Raw genomic sequence first — 15,280 nt, 5'->3', positions numbered from 1 at the left:
CAAAAAAGTATGAAGACACATTAGATTTGTCTTTCAAAACATCAACACAAATGCAGAACAAACAGTCTAAACTGTGATAATTATTGATGAATACAAAATCAATTCCCCCAGAATTTTGACTTGACCCATTACCACTTTTATAACTCCAATGATAAAGTGCAGCAGGCACTTATACTGCGAAGTTATATGAACACCCTAATTAGTGTCAGCAAGAAAACTACTGATTTTTGGAGTGCTTAGTCAGAAGGCGTCAAGTTCGAGACTTTCGAAGCTTTGAATATCAGGCGTTTACATTTGTAAATAACAATTTTCAAAACAAGAGTAACGAAGAAATAGGCGTTTTCTGGCAAGCACTAATTATAGTAAAGTTAAATATAGAATTCCCAAAAATAATCCAATGAAATTAAAAGCGATAACCCCAAGTAAAATAGCCATACAAAACGACCCACATAATCTTAAATTCTTCTGTGTTTTCATGATTTCTCATTTTTAAATTTCGTATTACAAAAAACCTAATAATTACTTATAATACCTAACAAATCGCCCGTGCATCAATTAACCCAAAGTGTGATAACATTACTAATAAAATGAAGTCTATATCTCATTTACTTATGGTATTTCGTAGATTGAAATGCTACCTTTGTATATATACATACTAATACCATGAGTCAACTGATAAAACATAATACTTGCAAAGACTGTGCTGTGAAATCCAGTCCAATTTTCAACCTCAATGAAAATGAATTAGACTTATTATGTAGCACCAGTACCGAAGTTGTTTTTCAAAAAGGAGAACATATCATAAAACAGGGTCTATTTACTCAAAATATCATTTTTGTCAAATCAGGGATAGTGAAACTTCACATCAAAGGCCCACTAGGAAAAGATGAAATTTTAAAAATAGATAAAGGTCCAATCTTTGTTGGAATTCCAGATGTTTTTGCAAATAAAACTCATAGCTACTCTGTATCAGCACTTTCTGAAGTATTTTCCTGTTTCATTGAATACAAAGGCTATCAACAATTAATTGAGATAAATGGGGCTTTCGCGCTAGAACTCATTAAAACCTTAAGTAGAGAAACTGTAAACCACTATCAAAAGTGCGTCAACAAAATGCAGAAACAAAGTCATGCAAAATTTGCTGATGGGCTCTTGTATTTTTCTGAGAATATATTTAATAGAATTGAGTTTGATTTCCCTCTAACAAGAACTGAATTTGGAGAATATATTGGAGCTACAAGAGAAACTGTAACAAAACTATTCCATGGCTTTACTGAAGACCAATTGATAGAAGTACAAGGCAAGAAAATTAAAATTCTAAACACAGAACTGATCAAACGAATTAGTCATGCTGGATAAAAAAAGCCCCCTCGTAAATTGAGGAGGCTGAAACAAATAAAATTACTTATTATTGATGATTATCATCTATTGTTTATTTACGGCTAAAATATTGGAATAAGCGTTTTCCGCCGCCTTTATTAAAGGATAACCAGCTGGAGATGCAGTCATAAGAGGATGAGTTCCCACCTGAGCAGTTAAAATACCATTAAGAGTCATCCTATTTTGAATGATAAAACCTATGGTATTTATTAAATCGCCAACAGATAAGCCCCCTGCCACTTCTCCTCCTAATATCACTCCAGATTCTCTTCCAACTACCAATTTAACATACTGCTTATGCGTATCAGGTAAAGAGCCAGGATGCCGATCTATGCCATCGAATACTCCAGTAACAAAATCGAAGTTTTCTGCCTCTGCAACTCTCTCTGTTAAACCAGCTACTCCAAAACCATGTTCTCCAAGAGCTGTTGAAAAAATAGAAATTGTCCCACTGAATGTTTTAATGGCAGACAGCTTGAATAGGTTCATTCCGGCAATTCGAGCTTCGGCACAAGCAGTGGAAGCCAACATCACCTGACTAGGTTTACGAGTGATGAAATCTCTTTTCTCAGCACAATCACCTACCGCAAATACATCTGAATCTTCGGTGCGCATATACTCGTCAACTGAAATAAATCCTTGCTTATTAACTGCTAGACCAGATTCAGCCGCCAACTTGGAGTTAGGAGTATAGCCCAAACTAAGAATAACAGCATCGGCTTCTATTCTTCTGCCATCCTCTAACAAAACAGCTTCCACTTTATCAGTTCCAATCAATTCCTTAACAGTGCAATTTGTTTCTAATTTAACTCCTCTTTTTTCGATAATCTCAGTGGCCCGCATAGAGATATCTTTATCAAATGCCAATCCCAAGATATGAGGAAGTCTCTCTATCAAAACCACTTCCTTACCAGCTTTAACCAACTCATCTGAAATTTCTACGCCTATAAATCCTGCCCCAATGGTAACAATCTTCTTGGCATCATTGAGCTTAGTCTGCATTTCGTCTAAATACACTTTATCCTTTGGAACTGCGAAAACACCTTTTAAATCCACTCCCTTTAACCATTTTGGCTTTAAAGGGTTAGAACTTGTGCCAATCACTAATTTATCATACTGAATTTCTTCACCAGATTTCAAAATAGCAGTCTTCTTTTCTCTATCTATTTCTATAATTTCATCATGAATAGTATCAACTCCTGTTTTCTCAAACATCATCTCAGCTGGCAATATATCTTTATCTGTGGTTCCAACGGTTCCAAACACATAAGGAATACCACAAGGGATAAGAGTTTGAGGAGCTTTTGTTACTACTGTAAAATCCTTATTAGGATGAACTCTCTTACCTGTAGTTGCAGCCACCAATCCAGCAGCACTACTACCAATAATTAAAACATCAGTTTTTTTCATCATTCATTTTTTAAATTATAAATCTCATTTCTCTATGCAAGAAGGCTGACAATCATAAATATAAATTGGGAGTCTGGTCACATTTCATTTTGCAAATATAATGAGCATATTCTCTTTATTATAATTTTTTCTCATTTTTTTAAAAAAAATAATTAGAAGAATAAGCATGAATAGTCTGTTAATTTCATTTAAACAGAATGAGATTTTACACCCATATTAACGTCAAACTAACATTATCATAAAAGCAAAAAAACACGATTTGCAAGCAGTAAATCTAATTTCGCATCAAACTAAAATCAAATCAAAATGAAGAAAATCAGCTTTTTATTAATGTTATTATCCCTCAGTTTTATTATTAACGCCCAATCCACTTCTGTCATTACAGGCCGTATCCTCGATGATGACAAACTACCACTTCCTGGTGCTAACATAAATATTGAAGCTCTTGAAATAGGAACCGTATCCGATGTAAATGGTTTCTACACTTTAGTGCAAGTTCCTGTTGGTAAGCAAATTATTACTGTGAGCTATATTGGTTATGGTTCCGAAACAAAAGAAGTTGAAATTAAAGTAAGTGAGAATTCAGAAGTAAACTTCAAACTAACTCCTGGTTTATTATTAAATGAAGTTGAAATTGGATATCAGCTACAAGGTCAGGCTAAAGCTCTAAACCAACAAAAAAGCAACGATAATGTGACCAATATCGTTGCCAGCGATCAAGTTGGTAAATTCCCAGATGCAAATATTGGGGATGCCATCAAAAGAATTCCTGGTATTAATGTGCAATATGACCAAGGAGAAGCGCGTTTTGGCCATGTGAGAGGAACAGAACCAAGATTAAACTCTGTAACCATTAATGGTGATAGAATGCCATCAGCAGAAGGTGATATCAGAGCAGTACAGTTAGATTTAATTCCTTCTGACATGATTCAAACCATTGAGGTCACTAAAACCCTATCCTCAGATATGGATGCTGATGCTATTGGAGGCTCGATTAACTTAGTTACTCGTTCTGCTCCTTCCTCCACAAGATTCTCTGCTACTTTAGGATCTGGTTATAATATTATCTCAAACAAACCTACATTAACAGCCTCCGCTATTGTTGCCACAAGATTTGCAAAAGACAAATTAGGTGTTGTATTTAGTGGTTCCTATTATGACAATCCACTTGGTTCAGATAATATAGAAGCTGAATGGGAAATGGATGATAATGGCAATGTTTATACCACCGATTTTCAAGTTCGTCAATATGAAGTACAGAGAATTAGAAAAAGTGCTTCACTAGCCTTCGACTATAAGATTAACGAAAAACACACCATTACTTTAAGCGGTATTTATAATCACAGAAACGATTGGGAAAACAGATTTCGTAGAAGATATAAAGACATAGAGTATAATGAAGAGGATGGCAAATGGTATACTGAAATTAGTCGTCAGACCAAAGGTGGTTCCAACGATAATAAATCAGCTCGTTTAGAAGACCAAAGAACCATGACCGGGAAACTAAAAGGTGAACACTTGTTAGGTAATATTAAATTAGACTGGTCTACTTCTTATGCCAAAGCCTCCGAAGAAAGACCAAACGAAAGATATATTTCTTATAATGCAGAAGATGTAGAAGTAATACCCAACTTCACTGACCCAAACAAACCTAGTTTTATGGTTGACCCAGAATATGCCGATTTTAATGCAAACTATGGCTTAAAAGAGCTAACAGAGGAAAACCAATATACCGATGAAATAGATTTAAAAGCCAAGTTAAATCTTGAAATTCCTTTAATGACAGGAGACTTCGAAAACAGAATTAAAGTTGGAGCCAAATACCGTGGTAAAGAAAAGCAAAGAGACAATAACTTCTACGAATATGAACCACTCGATGAAGATTCTTTTAACGCCTTAGCACAGCAAAACCTTATTGATAAAACCAAAGACAATTTCTTAGCCGGAGATTACCAAGCGGGGCACTTTGTTGACAACGAATTCTTAGGAAACCAAAACCTTGGTAACCTCGATTATTTTGACAAGTCCAAAGTGAATGAAGAATTAGCTGGGAATTATAATGCCACAGAAGACATTACTTCGGCTTATATCATGCTCAAGCAAAACTTAGGGAGAAAATTAAAGGCAACAGTTGGGCTTCGTATAGAGAATACCTCTTTAGAATCGCAAGGTTATAGCTATGATGCCGATGAAGATGAACTTACCCAAACTCCTAAAGCTACAGATAGCTATACCAATGTTCTGCCTAACTTACAATTAAAATATTTTCTTGACGATAATCAAATCATTCGTTTTGCATACACTTCAACTCTAGCACGACCAAACTACTACGATTTGGTTCCTTATAGAGAAGTTTATATGGAAGACAATGAAATCAAGATTGGTAACCCTTCTCTTAATCCTACAACTTCTAACAACCTAGACTTAATGTATGAGAATTACTTCAAAAGCATTGGTTTACTTTCTGGAGGATTGTTTTACAAAAGCATTAGTGATTTCATTATTGAAACTGAATTAAGAGATTATGAATTTGAAGGTCATACTTGGGATAAATATTCCAACACAGTAAATGGTGGTGATGCAACCATTTTTGGGGCCGAAATAGCATTCCAAAGACAACTAGATTTTTTACCTGGTGCTCTTAAAGGAATTGGAGTTTATGCCAACTACACCTATATTTATTCAGAAGTAAAGAACTTTGAGATAGAAGGTAGAGAAGATGAAAAACTTTCATTACCTGGAACTCCAGAAAACAATTTAAACGTATCTATTTCTTGGGAACACAAAGGATTTAGCATTAGGGTATCAGCCAATTGGGCTAGTGCTTTCAGAGATTCAGAAGGGATTGGTGAAACAGAGTTTTATGACAAATGGTATGACCAAGTTTTTTACTTAGATATAAATAGCTACTATGCCTTTGCTAAACATTGGAAAATATTTATTGATGCTAGTAATCTAACAAACCAGCCTTTAAGATATTATCAAGGCCATGTAGACAGAATGATGCAAGCCGAATATTATAATACCAGAATAACTGCAGGTATTAAATTCGACATGTTTTTAGATAATGAGTAGATTGAGTTTATCAAAAAGGTCAGTTGTGTGGCTGGCCTTTTTTTAAAAATTTAGAAATGAAAAAAAAATTAAACCTATTAAAATACTCTATGGTGGTTCTATTAAGCATAAATCTGATCAGCTGTGGCTGTAAAAATAATTTCGATGACGAATTTCCCGATGTTTTTGCAAGTTCACAAACCACATCTGTAAGCTCTAAAGGAGATGCAGCAGATGACCCTGCCATATGGTATAATAAAAAGGATGCAAGTAAAAGCACCATTATTGCAACAGATAAACAAAAAGGATTAGGGGTTTATAATTTACATGGCGATTTACTTTCATTTAAAGCGGTGGGTAAGATCAACAATTGTGATGTGCAATATCAGCTAAACATAGGTAATGATCAAATTGATATTATTGGAGGTTCTAACAGAACAGACAATACGGTATCCATTTATCGATACAACAAACAAAACTCATCAGTTGATTCACTTGCCCTCCTCAAAATACCAAGTCTTTCAGAAGAAATATATGGTTTTTGCTTCTACAAGAATCCGGACACTCAAGAAATCTTCAGTATCTCCATTGGAAAAGACGGATTATTGGAACAAAACCTGCTTTACTTTGATGGACAAAGTATCAGATACAAAAATATCAGAAACTATAAATTTGAAAACCAATGCGAAGGTTTAGTCGCCGACCATGAAAATGGAACCCTATTTATTGGAGAGGAAGATTTTGGAATTTGGAAATTAAATCTGCGCAATAGAAACTCTAAAAAAGAATTGGTTTGTGATGCCACTATTGGAAAAGAAATAATGGCTGATGTAGAAGGTCTTAGTATCTATTTTGCAAAAAATGGTGAGGGTTACTTATTAGCATCTAGCCAAGGAAATAATTCTTATGCCATTTTTACAAGAAAGAGCCCACACAAGTATATAGGAAGTTTTAGAATAGGAGAAGGTAAAACCATAGATGGAACCTGCGAAACAGATGGCATTGATGTGATAAACCTTAATATGGGGAATGAATATCCGAATGGCTTCTTTATAGCTCAAGATGGCGAGAACAAATCCAATGGAAAAACTAATACACAAAACTTTAAGTTAGTTCCATGGGAAGATATTGCATTATCAATACAACCTCCTCTTTTAATTGATAATCAACATAAAGGTTTTTAAAAAAGAAACAACATCTGTATCATACCCTTTTGTCAGCTGTCCTCTTCTGGGGGCAGCTTTTTTATTGCAATGGGTTGAAACCCATAGCAATTTAATAAACCTCTAAAACCTCCAACCAAATCAACTTAACAAATTATACAATACTCGTAAAATCAATAACATTCCATTAACACCAGCGAATCACACGATTACTAATTTTGCAAAATACAGTCTCACACGCTATGAAAAAGAAAAAAAACATACTGATCATCAATGCACATCAGTATTATAAAAGTTCTGAAGGAGAACTAAACCAACATTTAGTAGAATTTGCCACCACTATTTTTAAGGAGGCTAATCATAAAGTGAAAATTACAACCATTGATACTGGCTATGACATTGAAGAAGAAGCAGAGAAGCACGAGTGGGCCAACCTCATCATCACTCAAACTCCAGTGTATTGGTTTGCTGGGCCATGGACTTATAAAAAGTATATAGACGAAGTATTTAACAAGTTGATTGAACGACGAAATATCGTGATCAGCGATGGCCGTTCTCGTCACCACAATCAACAATACGGAACAGGAGGAACAGATCATCACAAACAATTTCTACTGTCTTCCACTTGGAACGCTCCTCAAATTGCTTTTGATGATACAGAACAATATCTATTTCAAGGAAAAAGTTTAGATGAAGCGCTTATTGGAATCACATCTGTTTACAAATTCTGTGGATTCGAAATATTACCAGGATTTGCTTGTTTCGATGTGAAAAAAGCACCTCAAATTAGCAACGATTTAATTCGATATAAAAAAATATTAACCAATTTAATTTAAACCAAAAAGAATTTAATATGTCAATTTTTAATTTTGGAAAAACCATAGAAGGCAAATCCTTTAAAGTATTAGAAGAAAGAAACCTTAGAGCCAGTGCAGGTATAATGTTTTTATTGGGTTTGGTAGCTTTTAATCAAGTTTATTTCCGATACAACTATGTTGTTGCAAGCTATGTTTCTGGGTTTTTAATGTTAAATTTCATTATCGGGATATTTATCAACCCGAGGTTTGCACCCACCATGTTTTTGGCTAGATTATTTGTAAGAAAACAAACGCCAATTTATATTGGTGCAGTACAAAAGCGTTTTGCCTGGAGTTTAGGATTAACACTAGCCTCCACCATTTTTATCCTTTCCCTTTTCTTACAAAATGATGTAAGTTATTTTATTCCAGTTTGCGTATTATGTGTTATATGTTTGGTTCTCATCTTTACTGAAATGGCATTTGGGATATGTATTGGTTGCAAACTCTACTATTTAGCTCTTTACTTAAAACTCTTGAAGCAACCAGAAGAAAAGCCAAATTGTATGGGTGATTCTTGTGAGGTATAAATAAAAAAGCAAGGTAGATTAAATCTACCTTGCTTTTAGATAAGTTCCCTATATATTTATTGAACAATTAATGTTTCTGTATAAGTGTACTTCCCTACTTGTATTTTATACAAATAAGCACCACTTTTATAATTACTTACATCCAAAGTTAATTGACCAATTGAACCAGTTAATTTATCTTGGTAAACAACTTCTCCTTCCGTATTTATAATAGAAATATTTGCCTTTTCATATCCTATTGGAAGTTCATAATCAAATGAAGCATAAACATTTGCTGGATTTGGTTTTACAACTACACTTAAGCCAATAGCGGAAGCTATGTCATTTTCCGTATAACTAAAACTCTCAGTTCCCTTATCTGATTTTCCAACCGGAGAAACACAATCACAAAATTCGTCACCATATACAAAGCTTAAAATACTTTGAGCTCCATACTTAGCAGAACCAGTACTGTAGTTTGCATAGTCTGATAATTGTGCTTTATCAGCATTTGAAAGATTAAAAATATTCTTTCCCTGTTGACCTAAACCAATTTGAATATTCATCAAGCCCTTAAAGTCATTAAACGACTGCAAATCATCACCTTCAAGTTCATACAAGCTTGGTATCATATTTAACAAACTAGTTGCAGATGTATAATCTTCTTCATAAAGATAAGTGCCTACAATTTGTTTATCTGATTCTAGTTTTTGAAGATTCCCCAACCAATTTCTCAATTCTACTACATTATATTCTTCTTTATTAATAATTGATTTTACAATAGCTTGGGCCGCTTTATCTTTTAAATCAGCATGCATACTTTGCTGACTAACCAAGGCTGTCTTGGCACTCATTCCTGTTGATATTTGCTTAAGCACATTTATCATATAATCAGGTAAAGGTTGTTCTTTATTTTCCAAATGATCCATCAAATTCTTATTGCGTAACTCATCTGGATTTGCTGATAATATCTCAAATAATACACTCTCTGGTAATACATCAGTTCTATCAGAAGCTTCTTTCAATATATCTTCTGACAAATATGGAGACATCCCTAATAAATTGGCTCTTAACTCCCATGTATCTTGAGGTAGTGCTGCAGCAATAGTCAAACTAGTTGTTTCTGTACTTCCACCATCCTTCAATTGATTCAATAAACTACTTACGGCCTCAAAATCCTGATGATTGGTATAAAACACTTCTTCTTGTTGAGATACTTCTGTATCTGTCAAAACCATTTTTGATTCGATTGGGGTACCACCACCTGTTCCATAATTTGAAGGGCACAAGTTAGTACTACTAATAGGTATAGCCGTAATGGAACCCCATCCTCCATTTGAAACATAGGTTAATACTTCATCTGGTTCATTCATATTGTAATAATAATCGATACTTGTTAAACCATCATTTTTAAACTGAGGGTTTGTAGAAGAAAAAGTATTACCTGCCGGCATATTGGCACTTCCGATTAAGCTTCGAATGCTAGCATCAGGAGCTACATAAAAGTCTATGGTATTATTCTGATTTATATTACAATTATAAGTTAAACCAAAATTCACCTCTTTTGATTTCCAAAGCTGATTAACTCCTTCCGCCTGATTACCCACCGTTAAACCAGTAAACTCATTTTTATAAATCTCTTCATATTCAGAAGCACAGTTATTAACCAAAACCCCAACCACATCATTACCCGATGGATTACTTTGTGATTCAAAGAATTTGTTTTCCTCAACAGTGAAATTAAAACATTCATTTAATTGAATACCTCTACCACTAGCATAGTTACATATTCCCTTTTCAAAGCTATTGCCATCAAAACCAACATAGAATTCATTGAAAAGAACAGTAGCTCCATTGGTGATCCCTGTAAAATAAATGCCATAATCATTAGCATCAAATAAAGAACTTTCAATATTTATAGCATATTGCAATTGATTGGAATTTGAAGATTCAATAGCTTTTTCGAAACCTAAAAATTCATTCTTGTCCCAGTGTTGAGGCAAACAGCCATCAGGGCCAGTCGCTCCATCACAAAAGCCATCTAAACGATAACCTGCATTTAAAGTATAAAGAGCATGACCATCAAATGCCGCATTATTAATAAACTTACACCCCTTTACTTGAACACCCCTAACTTCCCACATCGAAAGGAAAGTATGGAAAGGATTATCCAATATATAATCATTATCTGCTATAAATTCACACTGTCGGAAACTAGCAGCATAATTACTTTCTATACCAAAAACAGGATGAATATTTTTGTAAGACATAAAACATACTGATCGCCTATTATTTTTAAATGTAGTATTTGTAGCAGTTATCATTCCTCCAGAGCTAGAGTAATCACCCGATTTCCAAAGGCTAACAGCTTCATGGGCATTTTCAATTGTTGCATTTTGTAATACAACCTTACCCTGATATTGGGATTCTTGTGGTTGATCTTTTTGCCCCCAGACTTGTATTCCCTGCCATTTCTCTGCACAATTATTACTTAATTTGGCATTATTTACAATTAATTGAGCTCCAGGTTTTACAATAATCTTCGATAAAGAAGCCAGTTTAACATTGGCATTAATGGTTAATGTTCCTGAATTAATAATAACATCACTATCAATAACTCGTTCAGTATTCCAGCTGGCATTTCCACTAATTTCCATTGGAATGGGATTATAGGAACATGATTTATCATAAACCGCATTATTATATGAGTTCAATCGGAATCTTCCCCATTCGTTCATTGCTGCACTTCCTTCTGTATCCCATATAAAAATATCTGAATAAGAACTAGCAATTATTTCATTTTTCCCATTTCCATTTATATCCGCAATTAAAGGTATAGAGGCCGTATTATCACTCAAATACAAAGGCCAACCAACTACTGGATCCCCATTATACTTAAATGCATATATTTCACCATAATTTGATGTTAATATGATTTCACATTCATCATCTATCCCATCAATATCTGCAACTAAAGGTTGCAAACACCTACCTAAAAAACCTGTAGGAAGAACTTTATCTAAAACTTCACCACCTGTTTGATTCCATACTAACAATCTTTCATTATCTGCAATTAGTATTTCAAAAATACCATCCATATTTACATCCGCATAAGTAAAATAAGGTAGTTGATAGAAGTTTCCATAAGATATACTTAATGGAATATTATGATCATGATTATCCCAACCAGAAACCAAATTACCATTCGCTTCTAATGCATAAACGTAACCAACATAATTTTTTATTGACATAAATATAATCTCGAATTCCCCATCACCATCAATATCAGCAGCTATAACTGGGCAATCCATTCGCCCTGCATCTGTATATACTGGATTAGTATTGGCAACAAAATCGGACCCATCATGATTATAAATATAGATTCCTCCCTTGAGCCCAATTACAATTTCTTTGCTTCCATCATTATCCAAATCAACAGCAACAGGCATACTTACTCCATCATTATTTGAAGAATTATCCCCTGTATATATTGGATTAATGTAATTATTACCATTGCAATCAAGAACCTCTAGGTATGCTCCTTTTTGGTTTGGGATGATAATTTCAAGTGTACTATTGCCATCCAAATCGGCTAAGACTACACCATTAAAGTTTTTATAATTAATTTGTTTTTCCCACATTAAATCGGGTTTCCCAAAGGGGGCAATTATATCCTGATTTTTATAAGCATAGACCCTGTATTTAGTTGCATCAGATTCAGGATCTCCCATTCGGGTGGCAGAAACCACTTCCATTACACCATCGTTATCAATATCGCCCAGAGCAGGGGTACTGGTCATACTGATACCGATATTGGCAAAACCACTTACCGATGTTGGGTTATCATCAATATCGTAAAGCTCTTCTCCATCCTCTCTAAAGCCAAATATAGCTCCGATATTAAACCCATCTTCACCTTTACCTGTGTTAATAAAAATCTCCTGCTCACCATCATTTTCCAAATCAACTATATTAGGAGAACCCCATAGTGTTTTTCCATGCTCTTCATTTGAAACTGTAATTGGGAACCAATCTGGGTGACTCGCTAAAGAAGTCCAGGCTTGTTGTGCATCTGACAACTCACTTTCATTACCAGTCAAAGATATTGCTGATACTTTATAATAATATGATGTAAGCTCTTGCAAACCTATATCCTCAAATAAAGCAGAAGATAGTATACCAAAAGTATTCAATTTTACAAATTGACCATTTGGTGTATCACTTCTATATATATTATAGCCTAAAATATTTTCATAGGAAGTCCAAAACAAGTCTATACTTGTTGTCTTTCCTTTAAAGCCTATATTGATATTATCTATGTTTGGCTTATCAAGAAGATCAAAATCTAATGTCCATTGTTGTCCGAAATTATTGGTAACCTCTAGACTAAAAATCAAAGGTTCTGGTTCACCAGGATAATTATTGGCAACTGTAAAGTAGTAATCATTTGTATTTGTTTGATTATCATAAGAACTAATATTACCATAATTACCTTGATTCTGCATTATATTACTTACATAAGGTGAAGCTGATGTTAATACTGCCGTTACATTCTGCAATAAGGACGTGCTATTATTCAATAATTCCATGTTGAATTTTACATTTTCACCAGATTCAACGGTGCCATTTCCATTTGTGGTATAAGTAATTATTCTATTACCTTGCAACAGTTTTGGTGCCCTAACTTCCAAATATACATTATCAGTATAAGTATCCCCACTATTGTCAGTAATAGTGATAAGAAATTGTGCATTCTGATTTTCGGTAATATCATTATCCACAGTAAAAACAAAATTACTCTGCCCCCATGCACTCTGTCCACCACCAATATTACTATAAGAAGATTGATCAGTTTGAATATTTATGAAAGCATCTGCAGTGCTTATTGTAGCTTGAATACTACTGGAATAACTTTGTCCGGAATTACTTAGCTCAATACCTAAGTTGATAGTTTCACCAGCATCGATATTTTCATCCCCATTAATAGAGAGATCTGTAACAAAAAGATGAATACCATTATTACTAGTTACTTGTATTTGTTTTTCAACCGGCAGGCAATTTTTAGCAGTGAGTGTAGCATATAAAATTCCTGTGGTATTGGGTGTGCAATTAATATTTACACTAATATTACTCCCTGTACCAACTATATTTTCACGACTATATACTTCGTCTTCTTTATATAAACAAAGTACAGCCTCTACTCCCGTTGCTAGCTGACCAATGCTGATATTAATGACTTGTTCTCCAGTTTCTACACTAGTAGGTGTAGTTAATACCAATGGGTTTTGCAAATCGGGACTATCAGTCCAAACTGGCATTTCTGGATCTGCGGCTAAATGAAAATCGAAAAACTGTATTCTTCTTCTGTTATCTTTATAACTAGAACTAAAAAATATAGATTTTACGGAATTAAATGACGTTCCAATTATATTGTCAACATCATAAAGATTTTGCAAAAATGGTTTTGTATGAGAACTAACCATATCAGACCAATTTATCTCAGTATTTGCAGTTACAGCTATACCTCCATTTTCAGCAGTCAAAAAATGCTCAGTAACAGTGTTCTTATCCCATGGCATTGTAGAACAATGATTCATACAGAAAATCATACCCCTATCAGTATTGGTTAAAGCATCCATATGGGCACGATTTAAGGATCCATCAGCAGCAGCAAATGAGGTAGGACCACCATGCCCCAGACCACTTATTATATGATAATTGGTATTATTTGACCCACTGCCATTAAATTCGGCAAGAACATCCATATTATCATAATTATTAGTATTATATCGTGTAGTAAAATTAACTGTCGAAGGAAATGCTGGCTGTAAATGATTTATACTTCCCATCGAGGAAAAAAGCAATACATTATTTTCATTACCCTGCGAAGTTTTTATATACTCAAAAAACTTGGTTTTAAAGTTTTCTAATTCCACATACTCTTGGTTTTCCATATAATCCTCTACCGGAATACGCCCTATATACACATCGGGCAAGCGATCTACCTGATCTAAATCTGCATCATCATCACCTTGTTCAAAAGTCCCATCATTTTCCCTATTCCAGTTGGCTTCGCCAAAAGCAGCATCGCCATCGGCATTCCAATTACCATCGAGACAGGCATAATACATATCGGCAGCTACAAAGGGGCCTCTAGAATCTAAGGCACTATTAAAAGGGCTCATCCAAGCATACCTAACTGGCACCACATCACTATCGCCTCCCAGCATAAAATATTGGGTTCCCCAATTCTGGTAGGCATCAATTATAAAATTCCGAACTTTCTCGGGCTTATCTACTCCATCATAATTAGCATATATCCACTCTACCGTTTTTACTAAAGCGGGGACTCCTTTTTTCGTTTTCCAATCGGCTATTTCCTGAAAACCATCCGCCAAAGCTTCATTTGTAATAATGATATATTCTACAGCCTGTCCATTAAAGTTTGGAAATTCATCGGGCATAAAAGGAGATGACAATACAGGATCGTTCTTTTCCAATTGAAAATAAATATCAATATCTATTGGGTTTTCAACTTGGGTTTTAAGGTAATCTTTGCTTTTATCATAATTTTGCTGACTCATACGGCGTGGTGATATGGGCTGATGAGCCGCATCAGAAAAAATAATACGATACTCCAATTGGGTTGTAAGATAAAGCTTGTCCGTTATAGGATTATATTGCAATGGATAATAAACTAAAGCTGCCATTTGAACTCCACTCTGAAAACCAGAACTGGTATGGCTTAAAACTTCGTTAGGATATTTTGCATTTACATTATAACCTGAGTTCGGTTTTTAACTATCTGAAATTCAGTTGTTAATGGTGATATTTTTGACCATAAAATTAGGAGATTTCATGAGTATTTATTATCTTTGTGACTGATAATCAAACAATTAACAATAAA

The 15,280-nt window shown here is 34.4% G+C and carries 7 protein-coding genes; 5 read left to right on the top strand and 2 right to left on the bottom strand.

Going from position 1 to position 15,280, the window contains the following annotated elements; all coding sequences use genetic code 11:
* Positions 1 to 705 precede the first annotated feature (705 nt).
* Complete coding sequence (locus tag HNS40_RS20310; RefSeq protein WP_172284402.1) at positions 706 to 1,359, top strand: Crp/Fnr family transcriptional regulator; 654 nt, start codon at positions 706 to 708, stop codon at positions 1,357 to 1,359.
* Between the two features lie 66 nt (positions 1,360 to 1,425).
* Here HNS40_RS20310 and HNS40_RS20305 read toward each other — a convergent pair whose 3' ends face one another.
* Complete coding sequence (locus HNS40_RS20305) at positions 1,426 to 2,790, bottom strand: FAD-dependent oxidoreductase (protein WP_216664202.1); 1,365 nt, start codon at positions 2,788 to 2,790, stop codon at positions 1,426 to 1,428.
* 306 nt (positions 2,791 to 3,096) lie between these two features.
* Between HNS40_RS20305 and HNS40_RS20300 the strand changes: the two genes are divergently transcribed.
* From HNS40_RS20300 to HNS40_RS20285, 4 genes are all read left to right on the top strand, one after another.
* Positions 3,097 to 5,865 carry a TonB-dependent receptor gene (locus HNS40_RS20300; protein ID WP_172284398.1) on the top strand — a complete coding sequence of 923 codons (2,769 nt, stop codon included), beginning with the start codon at positions 3,097 to 3,099 and terminating at the stop codon, positions 5,863 to 5,865.
* Positions 5,866 to 5,921: 56 nt separating this feature from the next.
* On the top strand, positions 5,922 to 7,028 hold the full coding sequence (locus tag HNS40_RS20295) for a phytase (protein ID WP_172284396.1): 1,107 nt from the start codon (positions 5,922 to 5,924) through the stop codon (positions 7,026 to 7,028).
* Between the two features lie 221 nt (positions 7,029 to 7,249).
* Positions 7,250 to 7,843: an NAD(P)H-dependent oxidoreductase gene (locus HNS40_RS20290; protein WP_172284394.1), complete on the top strand. Its 594-nt coding sequence runs from the start codon at positions 7,250 to 7,252 to the stop codon at positions 7,841 to 7,843.
* Positions 7,844 to 7,860: 17 nt separating this feature from the next.
* Positions 7,861 to 8,394 carry a DUF4395 domain-containing protein gene (locus HNS40_RS20285; RefSeq protein WP_172284392.1) on the top strand — a complete coding sequence of 178 codons (534 nt, stop codon included), beginning with the start codon at positions 7,861 to 7,863 and terminating at the stop codon, positions 8,392 to 8,394.
* Positions 8,395 to 8,450: 56 nt separating this feature from the next.
* Here the strand turns inward: HNS40_RS20285 and HNS40_RS23805 are convergent, their stop codons facing one another.
* Positions 8,451 to 15,083, bottom strand: a complete 6,633-nt coding sequence (locus HNS40_RS23805) for a C25 family cysteine peptidase (RefSeq protein ID WP_172284390.1) — start codon at positions 15,081 to 15,083, stop codon at positions 8,451 to 8,453.
* Between the last annotated feature and the right edge of the window lie 197 nt (positions 15,084 to 15,280).

Origin of the sequence: Lentimicrobium sp. S6, from assembly GCF_013166635.1 — a bacterium.
GTDB lineage: Bacteria > Bacteroidota > Bacteroidia > Bacteroidales > UBA12170 > UBA12170.
This window is presented reverse-complemented; position numbering and strand designations above follow the sequence as displayed.